This is a genomic window from Bacillus sp. FSL R7-0646 (assembly GCF_037969865.1).
Classification (GTDB): Bacteria; Bacillota; Bacilli; order Bacillales; family Bacillaceae; genus Bacillus; species Bacillus licheniformis.
Genome location: NZ_CP150217.1, coordinates 1,490,904 through 1,510,846, shown reverse-complemented (window position 1 = coordinate 1,510,846; position 19,943 = coordinate 1,490,904). Strand labels below are relative to the sequence as shown.

The 19,943-nt window shown below is 46.7% G+C and carries 21 protein-coding genes, 1 pseudogene and 2 riboswitches; of the genes and pseudogenes, 9 read left to right on the top strand and 13 right to left on the bottom strand.

All coding sequences use genetic code 11. From position 1 onward, the window contains the following. Positions 1-115 precede the first annotated feature (115 nt). Positions 116-919 (top strand): flagellar motor stator protein MotA, encoded by an 804-nt coding sequence (motA, locus tag MKY62_RS07745; RefSeq protein ID WP_003181093.1) that lies wholly within the window; start codon positions 116-118, stop codon positions 917-919. Then, complete coding sequence (gene motB / locus MKY62_RS07740) at positions 912-1,691, top strand: flagellar motor protein MotB (protein ID WP_003181091.1); 780 nt, start codon at positions 912-914, stop codon at positions 1,689-1,691. The genes motA and motB overlap by 8 nt, the downstream gene beginning before the upstream one ends. Positions 1,692-1,715: 24 nt before the next feature. On the opposite strand, the gene MKY62_RS07735 is transcribed toward motB, so the two are convergent. Next, positions 1,716-2,171 carry a MarR family transcriptional regulator gene (locus MKY62_RS07735; protein WP_003181089.1) on the bottom strand — a complete coding sequence of 152 codons (456 nt, stop codon included), beginning with the start codon at positions 2,169-2,171 and terminating at the stop codon, positions 1,716-1,718. Positions 2,172-2,408: 237 nt separating this feature from the next. Between MKY62_RS07735 and MKY62_RS07730 the strand changes: the two genes are divergently transcribed. Next, a complete protein-coding gene (locus MKY62_RS07730; RefSeq protein ID WP_003181087.1) occupies positions 2,409-3,920 on the top strand; it encodes a PAS domain-containing sensor histidine kinase in 1,512 nt (503 codons plus the stop codon). Between the two features lie 61 nt (positions 3,921-3,981). Here MKY62_RS07730 and MKY62_RS07725 read toward each other — a convergent pair whose 3' ends face one another. Then, positions 3,982-4,224 (bottom strand): aspartyl-phosphate phosphatase Spo0E family protein, encoded by a 243-nt coding sequence (locus MKY62_RS07725; protein WP_003181085.1) that lies wholly within the window; start codon positions 4,222-4,224, stop codon positions 3,982-3,984. Positions 4,225-4,442: 218 nt separating this feature from the next. On the opposite strand from MKY62_RS07725, the gene MKY62_RS07720 reads away from it, so the two are divergent. Both MKY62_RS07720 and fosB read left to right on the top strand, forming a co-directional pair. Further along, positions 4,443-4,772 (top strand): YkvA family protein, encoded by a 330-nt coding sequence (locus MKY62_RS07720; RefSeq protein ID WP_011197892.1) that lies wholly within the window; start codon positions 4,443-4,445, stop codon positions 4,770-4,772. After that, positions 4,759-5,223 carry a metallothiol transferase FosB gene (gene fosB / locus MKY62_RS07715; RefSeq protein ID WP_339614041.1) on the top strand — a complete coding sequence of 155 codons (465 nt, stop codon included), beginning with the start codon at positions 4,759-4,761 and terminating at the stop codon, positions 5,221-5,223. Before MKY62_RS07720 ends, fosB begins: the two co-directional genes overlap by 14 nt. Positions 5,224-5,247: 24 nt before the next feature. On the opposite strand, the gene MKY62_RS07710 is transcribed toward fosB, so the two are convergent. The 5 genes and pseudogenes from MKY62_RS07710 to MKY62_RS07690 form a co-directional block, all read right to left on the bottom strand. Next, a complete protein-coding gene (locus MKY62_RS07710) occupies positions 5,248-5,787 on the bottom strand; it encodes a cupin domain-containing protein (RefSeq protein ID WP_011197890.1) in 540 nt (179 codons plus the stop codon). A gap of 20 nt (positions 5,788-5,807) precedes the next feature. Continuing rightward, on the bottom strand, positions 5,808-6,428 hold the full coding sequence (locus tag MKY62_RS07705; RefSeq protein WP_025805738.1) for a methylthioribulose 1-phosphate dehydratase: 621 nt from the start codon (positions 6,426-6,428) through the stop codon (positions 5,808-5,810). Then, positions 6,426-7,091, bottom strand: a pseudogene (gene mtnX / locus MKY62_RS07700) (2-hydroxy-3-keto-5-methylthiopentenyl-1-phosphate phosphatase); the annotation flags it as partial. The pseudogene mtnX and the gene MKY62_RS07705, both read right to left, overlap by 3 nt. Beyond that, complete coding sequence (gene mtnW / locus MKY62_RS07695; protein WP_003181075.1) at positions 7,088-8,305, bottom strand: 2,3-diketo-5-methylthiopentyl-1-phosphate enolase; 1,218 nt, start codon at positions 8,303-8,305, stop codon at positions 7,088-7,090. The gene mtnW and the pseudogene mtnX, both read right to left, overlap by 4 nt. Positions 8,306-8,389: 84 nt before the next feature. Further along, positions 8,390-8,489: riboswitch (SAM riboswitch) on the bottom strand. A gap of 49 nt (positions 8,490-8,538) precedes the next feature. Then, positions 8,539-9,729, bottom strand: a complete 1,191-nt coding sequence (locus MKY62_RS07690) for a pyridoxal phosphate-dependent aminotransferase (protein WP_003181072.1) — start codon at positions 9,727-9,729, stop codon at positions 8,539-8,541. 95 nt (positions 9,730-9,824) lie between these two features. On the opposite strand from MKY62_RS07690, the gene MKY62_RS07685 reads away from it, so the two are divergent. The 3 genes from MKY62_RS07685 to mtnA all read left to right on the top strand — a co-directional run bounded on the left by MKY62_RS07685 (position 9,825) and on the right by mtnA (position 13,179). Continuing rightward, complete coding sequence (locus MKY62_RS07685) at positions 9,825-10,604, top strand: carbon-nitrogen family hydrolase (RefSeq protein WP_003181070.1); 780 nt, start codon at positions 9,825-9,827, stop codon at positions 10,602-10,604. 83 nt (positions 10,605-10,687) lie between these two features. Next, a riboswitch (SAM riboswitch) is annotated at positions 10,688-10,831 on the top strand. Between the two features lie 84 nt (positions 10,832-10,915). After that, positions 10,916-12,112: an S-methyl-5-thioribose kinase gene (gene mtnK, locus MKY62_RS07680; protein ID WP_003181068.1), complete on the top strand. Its 1,197-nt coding sequence runs from the start codon at positions 10,916-10,918 to the stop codon at positions 12,110-12,112. 5 nt (positions 12,113-12,117) lie between these two features. Then, complete coding sequence (gene mtnA / locus MKY62_RS07675) at positions 12,118-13,179, top strand: S-methyl-5-thioribose-1-phosphate isomerase (protein ID WP_003181065.1); 1,062 nt, start codon at positions 12,118-12,120, stop codon at positions 13,177-13,179. Between the two features lie 6 nt (positions 13,180-13,185). On the opposite strand, the gene MKY62_RS07670 is transcribed toward mtnA, so the two are convergent. From MKY62_RS07670 to MKY62_RS07660, 3 genes are all read right to left on the bottom strand, one after another. Next, positions 13,186-13,299, bottom strand: a complete 114-nt coding sequence (locus MKY62_RS07670; protein WP_003181063.1) for a hypothetical protein — start codon at positions 13,297-13,299, stop codon at positions 13,186-13,188. Positions 13,300-13,390: 91 nt separating this feature from the next. Further along, entirely contained in the window at positions 13,391-13,888 is a 498-nt protein-coding gene (locus tag MKY62_RS07665) for a methylated-DNA--[protein]-cysteine S-methyltransferase (RefSeq protein WP_003181061.1), read from the bottom strand. A 7-nt stretch (positions 13,889-13,895) separates the two neighbouring features. Next, positions 13,896-16,106, bottom strand: coding sequence for a PAS domain-containing sensor histidine kinase (locus MKY62_RS07660; RefSeq protein WP_003181060.1), 2,211 nt, complete (start codon positions 16,104-16,106; stop codon positions 13,896-13,898). 309 nt (positions 16,107-16,415) lie between these two features. Here MKY62_RS07660 and MKY62_RS07655 point away from each other — a divergent pair, with 309 nt between their 5' ends. Then, complete coding sequence (locus tag MKY62_RS07655) at positions 16,416-17,441, top strand: acyltransferase family protein (RefSeq protein WP_003181058.1); 1,026 nt, start codon at positions 16,416-16,418, stop codon at positions 17,439-17,441. Between the two features lie 52 nt (positions 17,442-17,493). Here the strand turns inward: MKY62_RS07655 and MKY62_RS07650 are convergent, their stop codons facing one another. The 3 genes from MKY62_RS07650 to MKY62_RS07640 form a co-directional block, all read right to left on the bottom strand. Continuing rightward, positions 17,494-17,682: a hypothetical protein gene (locus MKY62_RS07650; RefSeq protein WP_003181056.1), complete on the bottom strand. Its 189-nt coding sequence runs from the start codon at positions 17,680-17,682 to the stop codon at positions 17,494-17,496. Then, the gene (locus tag MKY62_RS07645; RefSeq protein ID WP_234112950.1) at positions 17,679-17,873 is read right to left on the bottom strand and encodes a hypothetical protein; all 195 of its coding nucleotides are present in this window, start codon (positions 17,871-17,873) and stop codon (positions 17,679-17,681) included. Before MKY62_RS07645 ends, MKY62_RS07650 begins: the two co-directional genes overlap by 4 nt. A gap of 68 nt (positions 17,874-17,941) precedes the next feature. Then, positions 17,942-19,942: a penicillin-binding transpeptidase domain-containing protein gene (locus MKY62_RS07640; RefSeq protein ID WP_003181052.1), complete on the bottom strand. Its 2,001-nt coding sequence runs from the start codon at positions 19,940-19,942 to the stop codon at positions 17,942-17,944. Between the last annotated feature and the right edge of the window lies 1 nt (position 19,943).

Genomic DNA, 19,943 nt, shown 5'->3' with positions numbered 1-19,943 from the left:
CCCTAAAGTCCCTTTTCACCATGATTTTGCAACAATTTAAGAAACAGCCTAAAGTTCCTATCACGCAACACCGATATTAACGATAGAAAAGTTAGTTAAAGGAATTGGTGAAAAAATGGACAAAACATCGTTAATTGGAATCATCTTAGCTATCATCGGAGTAGGTGTCGGCATGGTCATGAAAGGTGTCAGCCCTTCCGTTCTCGTCAATCCCGCGGCATGGCTGATCATCCTTGTCGGGACAATCGCAGCAGTTGTGATCGCTTTTCCAATCCGCGAGCTCAAAAAGGTTCCCAAACTCTTCGGCATCTTGTTCAAAGAGAAGAAGATGATCGAAATCAACGAACTGATCCCGATGTTTTCCGAGTGGGCGCAAATCGCAAGACGCGAAGGACTTCTCGCTTTGGAAGCAAATTTGAATGAGATCGATGATGAATTTTTGAAAAACGGCATGAGCATGGCGGTTGACGGTCAAAGTGCCGATTTTATCAGGGACGTTTTAACTGAAGAAGTTGAAGCAATGGAAGAAAGGCATCAAGTCGGAGCGGGTATTTTTACCCAGGCAGGCACATATGCGCCGACACTCGGCGTTTTGGGCGCTGTTGTCGGACTGATCGCCGCACTTGCGGATATGAGCGACACAGAAGCGCTTGGACATGCGATCAGCGCCGCCTTTGTCGCCACCCTTCTCGGGATCTTCACCGGATATGTACTATGGCATCCTTTTGCCAATAAATTAAAGCGGAAATCCAAACAGGAAGTCAAAGTCCGCGAAGTTATGATTGAAGGCATCCTTTCGATCTTGGAAGGCCAGGCTCCAAAAGTCATTGAACAAAAGCTTTTGATGTACGTTTCTCCAAGCGAACGCTCCAGCATCGTCATCCCAGATGGAGACAAAGGGGACAGCAGCAATGGCTAGAAAAAAGAAGCACAAAAAAGACCATGAAGAACACGTGGATGAGTCTTGGCTCATCCCATATGCAGACTTGCTGACACTGCTTTTGGCCCTGTTCATCGTACTGTTTGCCATGAGCTCGATCGACGCCAAGAAGTTCGATATGCTGTCAAAATCATTTAATGCCGTATTTACCGGCGGAACAGGAATGATGGATTATTCCAGCTTCACCGAGCCGAAAACGAGCACAACCGAAGATGGAAAAAGCCCTGACCAGGCAAAAGATCTCTCCGAAGCTCAAAAAGAAAAAGACAAGCAGTCGCTGAAAAAAATTCAGGAGCAGGTCAACCGGTTTATTAAAGAGAAGAATCTTCAAAAACAGGTCAATACGAAGCTGACAGACGAGGGCCTCCTCCTTTCCATCGAGGATAATATCTTTTTCGATTCCGGAAAAGCGGAGATCCGCCAGCAGGACATTCCGCTGGCCAAGGAAGTATCCGACCTTCTCGTATTGAACCCGCCCCGCAATATCGTAATCAGCGGGCATACGGACAATGTGCCGATTCGAAATTCTCAATTTAAATCAAATTGGCATTTAAGCGTGATGCGGGCTGTCAATTTCATGGGGCTTTTAATCGAAAATCCAAAGCTTGACGCCAAGATCTTCAGCGCGAAAGGCTACGGGGAATTTAAACCGATCGCTTCAAATGACACCGAAGAAGGAAGAAGAAAAAACAGACGCGTTGAAATCCTTATCCTGCCGATCGGCCAGGAAAATCTGAATAAAAAAGAATAAGGAAGCTGTCTTTTGGCAGCTTCCTTACTCTTTGCCCTTATAAATATTTCTTGCATTCAGTCCGACTTTTTTCAGCATTTCGATGCAGGCTTCTTTCTCCTCATCGCTTAATACGCTGATCATGTTGTGCAGCTCTTCTGCATGACCTGGAAAAATCTTCTCGAGGAGCTCGGTGCCTTTATCTGTAATTTGCGCATAGGTCACCCTGCGGTCTGTCGTACAGGCTCTTCTCGTGATCAGCTGCTTTTGCTCAAGCTTGTCAACCACATATGTAATACTCCCGCTCGCCAGAAGAATCTTATCCCCTATTTGCTGAAGGGGCTGATCCCCTTTATGATAGAGGAGTTCTAAAACGGCAAACTCGGTTGGATTCAGACCATGATGATGAATATGTTTATTCATATGATCATTAATGGATCTGTACGCTCGAGATAATACAATAAATAACTTCAAGGACTGTTCCTGTTCTCTATTACTCATATCACTCATCTCCAAAGAAACAACTACAGGAAAACATTAATAAACTATGAGGAAAATGTCAACTGTTAACATTCAAACCATGTTATGATGAGTAGGAATTGAACAGCAAATAGATATATCCGGAAATTCCCCGGCATTGTGTCCTATTTTCACGGTATTGGTTATCTTTTCTATAAATCGGCTCTCACTAGTGATATAATACCTCTATTCCTGTATCGATTGGGAGAGAGTAAAAACATGCGCAATTTGAAAAGTATATGGAAGAAAATCAGGCTTTATTTGATCTTGGTGATGATCCCCGCCTTCATTATAAGCTTTTTTGTATACGAACAAGAACGAGAAAATATCACTGAAAAGCACCGTCAGACTGCGACTCTCATGCTCAATATTCACCGCAACCAAATCAATTACCTGATCGGCGAAACAGAAGCAAGGCTCAGCTCCCTTGCCACGGCCCTCAACCACCCTGTTAATGAGCAGCATATCAAACGAATCCTGACGGAAACGTATAAAAAAGAACCGCGTTTTTCGGCTTTATACCTTTTAAATGAAGACGGCGATGTCATGGTGAGCACGTCTCCCGCCAAAGAAAAAAAGGCGCTTTCTTACAAGAGCATTCTGCAAAAAGCGGAAAAATCAAAGAAATCCGTGATCACAGACGATATACATACAGTGTCGGACGGGCTGGAGCTGAATATTTTTACTCCGGTCTTTGACAGCGAAGGGAGAACAACAAATTTTCTGCTCGCTTCGATCCGCGTCGATTATCTGAAAAATATCATGAACGTCTTGAGCCCTGAGCTTTATATCAAAATTCTCAATCAGAAGAATCAGATCGTCTTTACGGCAGGCCATTCTCCTCCTGAGAAGCCGGACGGCGGTACCGTCGACGCTTTTTTGGACCAGATCGACTGGAAGCTTGAAGTCTATCCGGAACCGGTCCAGCTTGATGAAATCGTTCACAGTCTTCTGCTGTCATTTTTGAGTATTTTCATTCTGCTGAATATTATGTTCCTCCTGCTCCAGTATGTCCTGCTGAAGCGGCGGACCAAGCAGGAGCGCGCCCAAAATGAAGCGCAGAAGCTCGAATTAATCGGCACCTTGGCGGCGAGCACCGCTCATGAAATCAGAAACCCGCTGACAGGCATCAGCGGCTTTATCCAGCTCCTTCAAAAAAAATATCAATCAAAAGAAGATCAAATGTATTTCTCAATCATCGACCAGGAAATCCGGAGGATCAACCAGATTGTCAGCGAGTTTCTCGTGCTCGGAAAGCCGACGGCAGAGCAGTGGCAGCTCAACTCCATGAATGAAATGATTGACGAGATCATGCCGATTATTCATTCTGAGGCAAATTTATATAATGTGGAAGTGGAATTTCAAGACTGCGGAGAAGATCCGGCTTATGTGTATTGTAAAAAGGATCATATTAAGCAGGTTGTCTTGAACGTCGCCAAAAATGCTCTTGAATCGATGAAAAACGGCGGAAAGCTGGTCATTCAAATCGAACATGATCAAGAGAAGGCGCAAATTATTGTGAAGGATATCGGAGAAGGCATTCCACAAGAAATGATGGAAAGTATTTTCCAGCCTTTTGTTACATCAAAAGAAAAAGGAACCGGACTCGGCCTTGTCGTGTGCAAGCGCATCATTTCCATGTACGGGGGAACCATTCATATCGAAAGCGAACGGCATAAAGGAACGACTGTAACGATTACGCTGCCGACTTCAAAGGAACAGGACGACTGAGGTTTCCCCGTTCCTGTAAAAGAGCCTGCCTTCCTTACGGCAGCTCTTTTTCGTTCATCCGCTATGCCGTATATTTTTCAACGGGCAGACAGTCGATGCAGCCTAAAAAATCTTGCAGCAGATTGTCTGGCGCGTTTTCATTCATAGACAATTTTTGATATTCATAAATTAATTGATCCAGCTCCTGGCTCCGCCTGATCGTTTCATCCCCTGTATATCCATAGATTTCAGCGGCTTCAACCATCATTTGCCGCTTCTTGCTGATGGAAACGAGCAATGCTTCTTTTTCAATATACCTTTGCATACGCTTCACCCCTTACCAACATATCGTTTCTTAAAACCATCCAGATTTTGCGTACTTGAGCATTATTACAGATTATACTTATTTTGTAAACCTATTTCCGAAAAAAATATTTTGAAATCGAGTATAATAGATTTGTGGAATTAATGGTGTTATACCCATCGATGAAATATGGTAAACCACCTTTAAAAGAGTTCATACGGATAGAAGGAGGTCCAATGATGCGCCAAATGATGAAAAAACCAGTTTCAAAGCTCCGAACCGTCTTTGCCGTGAAAGAAGCATATTCAGGCCTCTTATTGTTTTTCAGGGCATTTAGAGCCTGGAGAAAGGGAGACTACCCCTTATTCCCGAAAAAAACAATTTTGCTGGCCGCGCTGGCATTTATCTATGTGCTGTCACCGATCGATTTGATCCCCGATGTTCTCGCAGGCGTCGGCTGGCTTGATGATGCGGCTGTGCTCGCTTTTCTCTTCAGGCAAATCACCAAAGAGCTGGACGGGTTTGAAACACATCTAACAGGGAGAGTAAATTACAATGGAAAACAATAAAATCCTCGGCATCAATCATCTCTTGTTTTCGGTCTCTGACCTGTCCGTCTCTATTTCATTCTATGAAAAGGTGTTTGATGCCAAGTGGCTCGTAAAAGCCGAGAAAACCGCTTATTTTGACCTGAACGGCATCTGGCTCGCATTCAACGAAGAGAAAGACATTAAAAGACAGGAAATCCACGACTCTTACACCCATATCGCGTTTTCGATCCAACAGGAAGATTTGCCGTTCTGGGAAAAGAAATTACACGATTTAGGCATTAATGTGCTGAAGGGCAGAAAACGGCATGAAGGAGACAGAGATTCAATTTATTTCTCAGATCCAGACGGCCATAAGTTCGAGCTTCACACAGGCTCTGTATTTGACCGTCTTCAATACTATCAAAATGAAAAACCGCATCTTTCATTTCATGAAGGCCACATCAAGGCTCTTTATGACAGAAACAAATAAAAAGCGTCCCCGGGGACGCTTTTTTTATGACTGGTTCACATTCTCTTTTTCATAAATCGGCACCCAGCCCTCTGTCGTCACAAAGATTCTGACAGCCACGACTTTCCGGTCTTCCTGAAGCGTGAAATAATGGCGGGTGTTTTCAGGAACAGAGATCAAATCCCCCGGATTTAAAAGGACATCAAAAAATGTGCCGTCTTTTCCTTCTATCGCAAAGATGCCGTGGCCGCTGACGATAAACCTGACTTCATCGTCTGTATGATGATGCTCCTGTTTGAAGTTTTTCAAAAGCTCATCGAGTTTCGGATTTTGGTCGGAAAGCGAGATGACATCGCTCGCTTTATAGCCGCGGCGTTCTGAAATGTCTTTGATTTCAGCGGCAAAGACGTCTAAAATCTCCTGTTTCTCTTCATCGGTCAAATCGTATTTTTCCTTTAAACCGGCCGGCAGTTTTGTGATATCCCACTTTTCATAAATGACCTCCTGCCGCTTTAGAAATTGTTCTACTTCTTCCTGGTTTTCAATGCTCGTGTTTTGTTCATCATGGATCCGAATTGTCGCCATGCTTTCTCCCCCTTTTTTAGTTAAACGTGATAAGCCTGCAAAGCTTTCAGCTTTAAATGCCAGCTGAACAAGAATTCATATGCTTCAAGCATCCGCTTTGCCTCAAATGCCGTTTTTCCCCAGACAGTAATGCCGTGGCTGCGAATCAGCACTGCGCCTGAATCGCCTGAAAGGTGCCCGGCAAAATCCGCCGCCAAATCAGGAATATGAGCGCTGTTTTCGATAATCGGGACCGTGACCTCCGCGTGCTCCTCCCAAAGTCCGAGCGCCTTTATGATTTCCTGGCCCCTGAATGTCACTTGCTTTTCTTTTGCATAAAGCTCTGAGATGACATTGTTGTCAACCGTGTGGACGTGAAGACAGCAGCCGGCGTTTGTGTGTTGATAGACATAGGTGTGCAGCAGCGTCTCCGCCGACGGCTTCAGCGCGTGTCCGGTCTCCGCCGGCCTCCCCTCTTCGTCCGCCAGGAGAAAATCCTCCTCGGTCTCTTTTCTTTTATCTTTTCCGCTTGCTGTGATGAGAAACCGCAGCGGGTCTTCTGATACTTTGATTGACAGATTACCGCTTGTCGCCGGGAACCAATCCCTTTCCGCAAGCTCTTTTTTTACCTCGGCTAGTTCCTGCCGTTTTTGCTCAGACATCCATTCTTTCACCTCCGCGGTCTCTTCGAGTATTCGCCTTACATCGCGGAAATCGCCGAATGCCGCATGCTTCAAGCCGAGCTCTTCACATTCCCGCAGCAAATAGTCGCGCGCGATGCATAAATCGGAACATTTGGCAGCTTCAACATCTGTAACAGAGTCCCCGATCATGACAACGAAATCGTCCCGGCCTTTCAGCCGGCGGATGATGGAAGGCTTGCAGCAGCCGCAGTCATTTCCGCAGCCGCCGTCACACGGATACGGCCAGCGGATCTCGATATTGCGGCTGGTGAAAGCGGCCTCGTTGCAATAAATGCGGTCCTTTCCGACAATTCCTTCAAGCAGAGGATAGACGAAAAAATCCATCCCTCCGCTCACAACGTAAAACGGAAGACCCTTCTCATCCAGGAAAGAAACAAATTCTTTAAATCCGGGGCGGGTCTCGGCTTGTTTCAGTACATATGCCGTAATGTCTTCTTTCAGGCTGGCCGGAAGCAAATTAAACATTCTGCCGACTCCGTCCCGAATCGATATGTCCTTGGACAGAACCCCGTCTTTTAGAGCGGTCCATTCTTCTGGAGCAAATTGTTTCATAATGCTGATGATGTTGTCGTTTGTTGTGATCGTTCCGTCAAAATCGCAAATGATAAGCGGCTTTCTCATACAGAGACCTCAACCCTTCCCCATTTTTCAAGGGCGAGCTTCAAATCGGGAGAGCGCTTTGCTTTCTCTTCGACAGGCTCCGCTTCTAAGACGGCATCAATGACCGCCCGAAACGCTCTTCCTCCGCCTGCCGCCCCGTTTGGATGGCCGTGAATCCCCCCGCCTGCATTGATGATGTGGTCAATGCCAAAGTCTTTCATCAAGAGCGGGACCATGCCGGGGTGAATGCCGGCCGACGGCACCGCGAATGTCGGTTTAAAGACGTCTTCCTTCGTGCATTCATCGTATATGGCAAGCGCATCTCGCTTCGGCAGAGCGACGCTTCCGTACGGAGAAGGGAACAGGCTGAAATCGGCACCCGCATACCGGTTCAGTTTGCCGAGCAAGAGCGAATGGGAAAAACCGTAATGCGGCGATGAAGTAAGTGCGCCGCTTACTGCCGGGTGCGCCATAATCGGCAGCGGGATGTCATCGTCTTCTGCAAAGCTTTGCAAAACATCGAGCCCGTAGGCAAACACATTAAGCAGCAAAACATCAGCTCCGAGCTCGGCTGCTTTTCTCGCTTTCGCTTTCAGCTCCATTGTCCTGCCCGTCAGGTTGACGGCATACAGCGTTTTGCGCCCTGTTTCTTCAAAGGCTTCCTCAAGCACTTTTTTTCCTTCCGTGATTCGTTTTTCAAAGGGGGCACTGCCTGTTTCGAATAGGATTTCATCGTCCTTGATCAAATCCACTCCGCCAAGAGCCTGCTGCCTCAGCTGTTCCTTCAAGTCTTCCATATCGCGGCCGATGACGCCTTTAAAAATGCTCATCAACAGCGGCCTTTCAAATTCGCCGATTTTTTTCCGGATCCCGTATACGCCGAATTTTGGACCCGGCAAAGATTGCTTAAAAGACCGCGAAAACTCCAAATCCGCCAATTTGATTTTTCCGTCGAGAGACAGCTTTCCAAAAACGGTCGTCAGCACAGCGGGAATGTCGTTTGTAAAATTGGCTTCCGGATAGGCGATGGTGACCGTTGCCTGTTTTTCCCCCAGCTCGCTTTCTGTTTCTTCGACGTTGACGACGCGTCCTTTATGCTTTTTCAGCTGCTCCTGCTTTAAGAGCGGCAGATCTGTCCACGATCCGACCGTCAGCCCGATCGCGATTTGCTCGGCCCGCTTTTCTGCGTCACAGCCTGGATCGGCCAAGATATATGTTGCCAAAAGTTCACTCATTCTGTAGCTCCTTCCTGCTTCATGCATATAAAAAAACCTCTTTTGCTGCTTTAGCTAAAAGAGGTTTCGCTTTTCAGGTTCGAATCCTTATCTCTCAGCGTCAGCTGCAAGAATTAGCACCGTGCTTAAAAAGTCGGTTGCCGGGCTTCATCGGGCTTGTCCCTCTGCCTGCTCTTGATAAGAATATTGATTTTATAAATTATTTTGAATTATCCCATCGTTTCTCCCGGTTGTCAATGACTGTGGCCGGTCTTTTTGAATATATTCAGCTCGGCAATACGCGAAGCCGCTTCCCGGAGCCGCTCTTCGCTTGTCAAGAGGCCGACTCTCACATAGCCTTCCCCGTGTTTGCCGAAGCCGATGCCGGGCGCGGTGACGACATTCGCTTTTTCGAGAAGCAGATCGGAAAAAGCCTCAGATGTATAGCCGTCGGGAACAGGCATCCAGGCGAAAAAAGATCCTTGCGGAGCATCCGCATGCCAGCCGATATCGCGGACCGCGCGGATCCATGCATTCCGCCTTTTTTCGTAGCGCTCATTTTGCTCCTGGACACACGCTTGATCTGATAGGAGCGCGGCCGCCGCGGCGTCTTGGACTGCTTTAAAGAGGCTGACATACATATGGTCCTGGTAAAGGTTCAGCGCTTCGATCACAGAGGCGTTGCCGACTGCAAACCCGACCCGCCATCCAGCCATATTATACGTTTTGGAAAGCGTGTAAATTTCGATTCCTGCGTCTTTTGCTCCCGCCGTTTCGAGAAAGCTGACAGGCCTCTTGCCGTCGTAGCCGATCGCGCCGTAGGCAAAATCATGGACGACGCAAATTCCGTTCGACTTGGCAAACCGGACGGTCTCTTCGAAAAAAGCAGATGTGGCTTGGGCACCGGTCGGGTTGTTCGGATAATTTAAATACATGAGCTTCGCTTTTTCTTTCACTTCCTTGGGAATCCGGCTGTAGTCAGGCAGAAACTGATTGTCCGCTGTAAGCGGCATCGTTTCCATGTTCGCTCTTGCCAGTTCAACGCCCGACCAGTAGTCGGGATAGCCGGGATCGGGAACGAGCACTGTATCCCCCGGATTTAACAAACATTGCGGAAGTTCGACAAGACCGGCTTTTCCGCCGAACAATACAGCGACTTCGCGTTCAGGATCGAGCTCTACGCCGTATTCCCTTTGATAGAACGCGGCCGCCGCCTCCTTGAGTGAACGGCTGCCGCGAAAGGAAGAATACCGGTGGTTTTCAGGGTTGCGGACGGCTTGCGCCATTGTATCAACGATATGTTCCGGTGTCGGCTGATCCGGATTCCCCTGACCGAGATTGATGACATCATGGCCGGCGGCAATTTTTTCATTCACCTTTTTGACCAAGGAAGCGAAAAACTGCTCCGGCAGCTGCTTCAGTACATCTGAATGCTCAAATTTCATACGATTCACCCGCTTTTGAAAAATTCTTGAAATGATAGTCCATCATCATATATTGTTAAATGTAAAATGTAAAGAAAAAAATGAGGTGATCCAGAGTGAAGCTGACAATTTCATGCCTGCAATTCGATATCGCGTACGGCAATCCTTCTGAAAATTTCAAAAAAGCGGAGCAGCTGATCGAGCAGGAAAGCCGGAAGGCGGATATCCTTCTCCTTCCTGAGCTGTGGACGACGGGTTATGATTTAAAAAATCTCGGCTCCATCGCGGATGAAGAAGGCAGGCAAACGAAGAGATGGCTGCAGGAAACGGCAAAAGCAAACCGCATCCATATCGTATGCGGCTCAGTCGCAGTCAAGAAAAAAAGCGGTGTGTACAATATCATGTACATCGCAGACAAAAACGGACATTTGATCAAAGAATACAGCAAAGCTCACCTTTTTCAGCTGATGGACGAACACCTCTATTTGTCAGCGGGCTCAGGCGACGGGCGCTTCGAGCTTGAAGGGATGCCGGCTGCGGGGTTCATCTGCTACGACATCCGTTTCCCGGAATGGATCAGAAAACATACGAGCGAAGGTGCGGGCATCATCTTTGTATCGGCGGAGTGGCCGCTCGCCCGCCTCGATCACTGGCAAAGCCTTTTAAAAGCCAGAGCGATTGAAAATCAGTGCTTTGTCGCAGCCTGCAATCGTTCGGGAAAAGACCCGGCAAACGAATTTGCGGGCCACAGCACAGTCATTGATCCGCTCGGCCGCACCCTTGCTGAAGCAGGACGCGGAGAAGCGGTCATCAGGGCCGAAATCGACCTAAGGGACATTGAAAAAGCGCGGGGGCAAATTCCGGTTTTTGAGGACATTCGCAAAGATTTATATTAAAAAAATGTTGACAAGAAAACGGAGATGCTGGTAACATGTTCAGCAACTGACCGAACTGAAATTTCAAAATTTTATATTGATTTCTCTTATCGAGAGTTGGGTGAAGGACTGGCCTAATGATCCCAACAGCAACCGACCGTAATACCATTGTGAAATGGGGCGCGAATCTCTGCGCCGCTAGGGCACGGTGCTAATTCCATCAGACTTTGAATTCTGAGAGATAAGAGAGGCGTACGCGACAAATCAGCCTCTTTCTCTCGACGAGAAAGAGGTTTTTTTATTTGTTAACGACATTTTAGGGGGAATCACACATGACCGTAACAAAAACCGCAGCATACGAAACTTTGACTGAAAGCTCCGCGGCCGCGCTTGCCGTCCGTCTCGGGCTTTTTCCAAGCAAAAGCACCCTGACATGCCGAGAGATCGGGGACGGAAACCTGAATCTGGTCTTCCGCGTTTATGACAAAGAGCAGCAAAGAGGATTGGTCATCAAGCAGGCGGTGCCTTATGCAAAAGTCGTCGGCGAAAGCTGGCCGCTGACGCTTGACAGGGCAAGAATCGAAAGCAGTGCGCTGATCCGCCAGGCTGAGCACGTTCCGCACCTTGTTCCGAAAGTGTACTATTCTGACACCGAGCTTGCCGTCACCGTATTGGAAGACCTTTCTCACTTGGAAATCGCCAGAAACGGACTGATTGACGGGAAGGATTACCCGCATCTGTCGGAAGATATCGGAGAATTCCTTGGAAAAACGCATTTTTACTCATCAGAATATGCGCTTGACCCAACGGTTAAAGAGCGGCTTGTGAAGCAGTTTACGAATCCGGATCTGTGCGATATTACAGAAAGCCTTGTGTTCACAGACCCTTTCTTTGACCATGAGACGAACGATTTCGAAGAAGAGCTTCGCGATGAAGCAGAAGTTCTTTGGGGCAATGAAGCGCTAAAAATTGAAGCGGCAAAACTGAAGCAGCGCTTTTTATCAGCGGAGGAAACGCTGATCCACGGAGACCTGCATACAGGCAGCATTTTCGCCGGTGAAGATGGCGAAACGAAAATCATCGACCCTGAGTTTGCGTTTTTCGGCCCGATCGGGTTTGACATCGGACAGTTTATCGCCAACCTGCTGTTAAACGCGCTTTCTCGCGAAGAAAACAGGCGGGCTCCTTTATACCGCCATGTCGAGACCGTCTGGAATACGTTCAGCCGGACATTCAGCGAAGCATGGGAAAACGATGCTGTTGAGACTTGCAAACATGAGAATGGGCGCCTTGAGTCAGTCCTGAGACAGGCGTTTGAAGACGCAGCAGGCTTCGCCGGCTGCGAAATGATCCGCCGGACGATCGGCCTCGCCCATGTTGCGGACCTTGATACAATCGTTCCATTTTCCCGGAGAATCAGCCAAAAAAAGCTCGCCCTTAAAATAGGCGCAGCATTCATAGAAAAACGCAGCGGTTTCCGGACGCCAAAAGACATGATTGAAGCGTTTCGAAACGCGCTTAAGGAGTGAATGACATGCCGGAACAATTTGCGGTGCCCCGTTCTGTCGAATGGGAAGAAACATCGGTAAAAATCCTGAACCAGCAAAAGCTTCCCGAAAAGACGGAGTACCTGTATCTCACAACTAAAGAAGACATCTATGATGCGATCCAAACGCTAAAAGTGAGGGGAGCGCCTGCCATCGGCATAACAGCCGCCTTCGGACTCGCCCTTTGCGCACAAAGCATCGATACATCTGATGTTTCCGCTTTTCTGCGGGAGCTCCGCAAAATCAAAGATGAACTCAATCAGGCAAGGCCGACAGCCGTCAATTTATCCTGGGCCCTCAATCGACTGTTAAAAAGCGCAGAGGGCGCAAAATCGGTCAATGAGGCAAAAACAAACCTCGTCCACGAAGCGATTCAGATCCAGGTTGAAGACGAAGAAACATGCCGGCAGATCGGACAGAATGCTCTGCATTTGTTCAAATCGGGCGACAGCATCATGACCATCTGCAACGCCGGCTCGATCGCGACAAGCAGGTACGGAACGGCCCTTTCCCCGTTTTACCTTGCCAAAACAAAGGATCTCGACCTTCATATTTACGCCTGTGAAACAAGGCCTGTTCTTCAGGGGGCGCGCCTGACGGCGTGGGAGCTTATGCAGGGGGGGATTGACGTGACGCTGATTACAGACAGCATGGCTGCCCATACGATGAAGGAAAAGAACATTTCAGCCGTCATTGTCGGAGCGGACAGGATCGCAAGAAACGGAGATACAGCCAATAAAATCGGAACGTTCGGCTTGGCAATCCTCGCCAAAGCCTTTCAAATCCCGTTTTTTATCGCTGCTCCCCTGTCAACTTTTGATGTCTCGATTTCATGCGGCGACGACATTCCGATTGAAGAACGCGATCCGGATGAAGTCAGACGGATAAACGGAACGCAAATAGCGCCGCAAGAGGTGCCTGTGTTCAATCCTGCTTTTGATATCACGCCGCACGATTTAATCTCTGGAATCATCACGGAAAAAGGGATTATCACAGATAGATTTGAAGAAGAAATCGAAGCGCTGTTTTCCGCTGAAGCCCTTACTTAGGCCGCTTTAGCGGATTTTAATCGATTTGATGATGTCTTTCTTTTGCTCTTCGGTCAAAACGTGCAGCTTGACGAACAATTCCGCGTATCCTGCTATTTTTTTCGGGCGGTTTGTTTTCACTTATTCGTCCTCCTTTTTTACCAAGGCCAACATTTTTAACTTAATAAAATTATATGTCGCGGACGAAAAAAAGAAACGGCGTGCTCGTATATTATTTTCCTTTATACGCAATATTTTCGATGTCGAGCAGCACCGCTTTTTTATCCGTTTCATTTCCGGAATACCCCGTCAATGAACGATTTTTGCCGATGACACGGTGGCACGGGATCAAAATCGGCAGCGCATTTCTTTTATTGGCTTGGCCGATTGCGCGCACCGCTTTCGGATTCCCGACGGCGCATGCGATGTCTAAATAGCTCCGTGATTCACCGTACGGGATCGACTGCAGCGCCTCCCACACCTTTTTCTGAAACGGGGTTCCATCCTGGCGGAGAGGAAGGGTGAACGTTTTCCGCTCCCCCTGGAAATATTCTTCGAGCTGGCGCTTTGCCTCCTTCAACAATTCCGTTTCGGCCGGGCGAAGCTCCAGGCCGTCTTGTTGAAGCTGTTTTAGTTCTTCTTTTTCAAATAGCAAATGTGTAATATGGTTATTTTCCTCGACGATGTAGGCTTGTCCAAAAGGCGAGGTCATTTCAATATAAAAGCCCACGATGCGATTAAGCCTCCTCCTCATGCTGCTGTCTGATCGGGAGAGTCAGGTGGAATGTCGTGCCTCTCCCTTCTTCACTTTCAACTTCGATTTTTCCTTTATGTTCTTCAATAATTTTATAACTGACCATCAGCCCGAGTCCAGTGCCCCGTTCTTTTGTCGTGTAAAAAGGTTCGCCGAGCCTCTTCAATTTGTCTTCTGTCATGCCGATTCCTTCGTCAGCAAGCGAGACAATGATATGGTCGTCTCCTTTCGGTTTGATCGACACATATACATTGCCTCCGTCGGGCATTACTTCGATCGCATTTTTCAAAATGTTGATAAATACCTGCTTCAGCTGATTCGGCTCGCAGTAGATCAGCGGAATGCCGTCTTCGCACTTCAGATGCATCTGGACGTTGTCAAGGTTTGCCTGCGCATGCAGCAGATCCATTGTGTCCTGCATGATTTTGACGATGTTTTTTTCTTCATACATAATCGCCTGCGGTTTTGCAAGGATGAGAAACTCCGTAATAATGGATTCAATCCTTTTGAGCTCTGATGTGATGACATTAAAGTAAAGCGCGTGATCCTCATTTTGGATGCTGCCTTTCAGCAGCTGGATAAATCCTTTTAATGCCGTCATCGGGTTGCGGATTTCATGAGCAATTCCGGCTGCGAGTTCTCCGACGACATGGAGGGTATCAGACTTGCGGAGCCGCTCTTCAAGCTCTTTTCGTTCCGTCACGTCTCTGAGCATCGCCAGATTCATATTTTGAATGATGTTTCGCTTAAATGAAAATTCAAGTATCCGTTTTTGGTCGCTCAGCAGGAATGGGATATCATTGTCCATTTCTTCAAAGGAAATCGTTTTAGCGGGAGAAGCCGCGTTTTCGATGTGATAGCCGGAGATGACATCAAGAAGATTGGACGTTTTCAGCTGTTCAAGAGGGATGCTGAGAATTTTTCCGGCAAGGGGGTTCGCATCGATAATATCGTACTGGTTGTTGAAAAGAACGATTCCGTCCATTGATCCGTTGAATACTTTTCTGAACTTCAATTCGCTTTCCCGCAATTCTTGTTCCATTCGTTTTCTGTCGCTGACATTTCTCAAAATGGTTAAGTCCTGGCTGTCGAACATAATCCGTTTTGATGTGAACTCAAGCTCCTTATATTGTCCGTTTGCCATACGAAACAGCAGTTCCGCCCGGATTTCCCCTTTTTGATCGTACTGCTTTTGAATGGCATGATACCGCTGATCGGTTCGATCTATAAAATCAGTCATCTTCTTGTTGAGCAGCTGGTCCATCGGCAGTTCGAAGATTTTGCAGGCCGACTGGTTCGCTTTGACGATGCGGCCGTCGTTATTCATCAGAATGATGGCATCCATCGCATTTTCAAAGACTTCCCTAAAGCGTTCTTCGCTCTTAAACAGCTGTTTTTCCATTGAGCGCTTTTCGGTAATATCCCTCATAATCGACATGTAAAAGCCATTTAAAATATTCGAGGTTATCGTCAGCTCAAACAGCCTGTCTTCTCCTGATCTGAGGCGGACAGGAAGCTCCCCTTTTGCCTTCCCTCTTCTGAAAAGAGCGTTCCAGATTTTATCGAGCCGCCCCTTGTTTTCAGGCGATACGAATTGAGACAGCTTCAGTTTTGAGAGCTCTGATTTTTCAATTTCGAAGCTCTGGCAAAACGAATGGTTTGCATCGATGAAACAGCCTTGTTTATCAAAGATGACGATTCCTTCAACCGCGCGGTGAAACAAATCTTTAAACAGCTTTTCATTGATGGTGCGCTCCCGCTCCAATATTTTTTTAGACGAAATGTCTCTCATGACGACAAAAAAGCAGTCCTCACCGATTCCTTTGCTTGCGGTAAATTCGATATATTTGACAGATCCGTTGTCAAGCCTGATGGCCACTTCTTTTTTCGCATATCCCCGCTCCAAGAAGCGGTGAATGTTCTGGTTTAGTTCATCCGGCGGAACGGCGTGAAGGAAGTCGAGCGCCGACCGGTTCAGCAAATTCTTTTTTTGGCTTTGCAGGATCTTGCAGGCGGCATCATTCGCCTTAATGATGTTCATCTGTTTATCCAATATAAAAATAGCGTCCAGCGTCCCGTTAAACAGCAGCTCATACTGATACAAATCCGCTTTCAGCTTGGCGTTTTCTTTCTTCAGTCTGTTCAGCTGGTTTTGCAGATTTAAGGATTCATTCAAATCAAGAGTTTCCTCCATTTATTACACTCCTTCTTGAAAACCTGTCCTCCAATTATTCTACAAACCGGAAAATCTTCCTTCATTTGTTTCAAACTTTTACAACCTTTCCGCCTATTTTACATGAAGATGACGATATAAAAGTTCCTTACTGTTCAATTACATCGGCCTAACAATAAGACTTAATGCATAGGAAAACACATGCTTTCTATTTTAAAATTTTAAAATGAGGCAAGACTGGTTGAAGACGTCATTCCGGAAAGAATGTAGCCGGGTTCAGAATCTTCCCGCACCGGCGCCTCCTGAAATTGTTTGCGAAAGGGTGATGTTATGGCGAATTCACGCGACAGCTATTTCGACAACGCAAAATTCCTATTGATTTTTCTCGTCGTCTTCGGACATATAATCAGGTCCTATATTCATGACAATGATGCACTGCTTCATATTTATAAATTTATTTACACGTTTCATATGCCTGCTTTTATTCTCATATCAGGCTATTTTGCAAAAGGGTTCAATCGGCCCGGATATGTCAAAAAAATCGCCTGGAAGCTGATCGTTCCCTATTTGATTTTCCAGGGAATCTATACGCTGTTTTATTCCTTTATCGATGATCAAAGCTTAACTGCCGCAAATCCGTTTGAACCGCAATGGTCGCTTTGGTTTTTGCTGAGCTTGTTTTTTTGGAATCTCCTGTTGTTTCCGTTCACAAAACTGCCGGCGAAATGGGCGTTTGCCGCAAGCTTTGCGATTGCCGTTCTTGTCGGGTATATCGACATGATCAGCAACACGCTCAGCCTGTCCCGCACGTTTGTTTTCTTTCCGGTCTTTTTGGCGGGCTATTATTTGCAAAAAGACCATTTTAAAATGCTGAAAGGCTGGAAAGGAAAGCAAGCGGCTCTAGCCGTTTTAGCAGCAACGTTCGTTTTCTACTTTTTTGCAGACTTCGATTACTCCTGGCTGTTCGGTTCCAAGCCTTATTCGGAATTCGGCGATGTCGGGATAAAAAGCGGGTTAAACCGGGTGGCGCTTCTCGTTATAACATTTGCCTCAACCTTCGCGTTCATGGCGCTGGTGCCTGAAAGGCGGTATTTCTTTACCCTCTGGGGAACGCGCACATTCTATGTCTACCTGCTGCACGGCTTTATCATCAAGTCGTTCAGAAAGACGGGCGCGGAAGAATGGCTTGCCGATTATCAGAGTCTGACGCTATTGTTCATCGCCACGGCAATTTTAACCTTCTGCTTATCAAGCGGATTTGTGAAAACGGTCGCCCAGCCGTTCATCGAATTAAAAATGACGAATTTAATAAGGCTGTTGAAAAAAGACAACGGATATAACCCTTATTTAAAATAAATGAAGGTCCAAATCGTTTCCGATTTGGACCTTTCTCGTTTGCTCTGCAGTTTCATTCTTTATCTTTATCCCGCTTCTGTCCGTCCGCCTTTTTGTTCTTCTTTTTATTGTTCTCGATCACATCGATAAATTTAAAGGCGTTGACATCGCCCAGTTCGTTCGAAAATTCCTCCTGAAGCACATCGGGATTCATCGGTTTTTTATGGTTTTGCATATCCTTGCTTTTTTGGTGTTTTTTCATTGGTGCGATTCTCCCTGCTTCCCGTGTTTCGAGTTGCGGTTGGCTCCCCTGTCTCCGTTTTCGGCGTCATATTGGGTCATGTATTGATGATCATGCATGCTTTCAGCAGGCGTTTTATTGTTAAGAGCCGCTTCATTCCTGGCAACTTTTCTTTTCATAATGACATTCCTTTCTTTAGTCGTTTCATCCATATCCTTTCCGCTTCGGCACATTCCACACATCCAGTTTTCGGCAAAAAAATAAGCACCCTGAAGGGTGCTTATTTAAACACTTTTTTCACTTTATTAACGACGTATGAGCTGCCGCCGCGGTCTGAAACATCCTCGATCATCATCGTGATTAAAAGGTTTTTGTTTTTGTAATCATAGGCGGTGAACCAGCCGTTTTCTTTGCCTTTTTCGTCTTTTTTCGTTTTCAGTTCGGCCGTTCCCGTTTTCCCTGCGATCGTAAGCCCTTTGACAACCGGCTTGTAAGCCGAGCCGCGCGGGTCTTCTACAACGCCTTTTAACCCTTTTGTAATCGCTTCTGCTCCGCCTGTGGGCAGTACGTTTTTATGCCATATTTCTTTCTCTTCGCCGTCCTTTTTGATCAGGTGCGGCTTGATCAGATTACCGTCATTCAAGAAAGGCGTATAGCTTGCCGCAAGGTGTATCGGCGACATCAGCATTTGCCCCTGTCCGTATCCTGAATCGGCAAGGAGAATATCCGAGTCGATTCCTTCGTTTGATATGGAGGAAGACTTCGTCGGGAATTCATAATCAAGCTTTTCCTCAAAGCCGAATGATTTCAGGCCTTCGACAAATTGATCCTTGCCTGTATCAAGGGCAGTCTGGGCGAAATAAATGTTGTCGGATGTGATCAGCGCGTTTTCCAAGTTGACGTCGCTTAGTCGATCGGAAACCCGTGTGACTTTATATCCGCCCCATGACGAATCTTTCTGCCATTCCTTCCCTTCGATCTTCTTAGGTTCATCCGCTTTGATCGCATCATTTTTCAGACCGATTGAAGCGGTGATCGGTTTGATCGTTGAACCCGGAGCATAAGTTTTATTAAATTTAGAGGTGAATGGCGCAGACGCATCTTTGTTGAGCTTTTCCCATTCTCCTTTTTTCCAGCCGAACAAAAACCCGTTCGGATCATATGAAGGCGCGCTGACAAGCGCCAGCGTTTCTCCAGTCTGCGGTTCTAAAGCAACGGCAGCGCCGGAGTCATCTTTTAACTGGCTGTACAGTTCTTCCTGTTTCTTAATGTCGATCGTGGTGTGGATGTCTTTTCCGTCTTTTGCATCCTTTGACGCAACCGTCGCGCCTGATTCAGGGATCGAAATCGTCCAGCCGATTTCTCCTCTGAGCTCTTTTTCATAAATATGTTCGAGACCGACGATTCCGAGCAGTGAATGCTCGCTGTAGCCTTCTTTATTCTGTTTTAATTCCTCTTCGGTAATCGGCCGTATGTAACCGGTAAGATGTGCGGCTTTTTCACCGTAAGGATAGTATCTTGACTGCGTATCCTGCTTCAAAACCCCGGGGAGAGAGGTCGCTTTTTTGAGAAGCTCGGTGCTGCCAGGCTTCACTTTTTTCAGGGGAACGAATGAATCGTCCGTCACCCAGCTTGCGGACAGCTGTTTTTCTATGTCTTCTTTTTCCATATCAAGCATGTTCGCGAGCTTTTTGATGACACCGTCTTTATCATCTCCGAGCTGCCCCGGAACGACGCCGATTTCAGGCACTGTCGCATTCGTAGCGAGCGCCTTTCCGTTTCTGTCATAAATGATGCCTCTAGTTGGCTCCTTGGCGGTAATCCGGATGGTCTCCCCTTTCTTCAGCTGTGAAAAAATAAAGGATGGGTTCCAGTTGACCTTCCATGAAGTGTCTCCGTCTTTTTTTTCTTTGACAAGCTTTGCCTTGCCTTGAAAAGAAACCGGACCGGCCAATGTCTTCATGCTGACTTTATACGGTATCGTCACCGAATCATTTTTCTCTTTATTTTTTTCATCTTCATCGTTGTCGACGGTTGAAACCTTCAAATCGGAAACTCCAATCTGTTCATAAATAGATTGATTACGCTTGATGAAATCGTCTTTTGAAATCGATTTTTGCGCTTCAGCCGACAGCTGTTCATACATTTCTTCAAATTTTTGCTCGTTCCATTTGTCTACATATTGGTCCATGCTTTCTTTTGCTGTCGGCTCGTTAGAACAGGCTCCGGCGAGCAATAGAAATCCGGCGGCTATAAACAAATGGATGACTCTCTTTTTCATC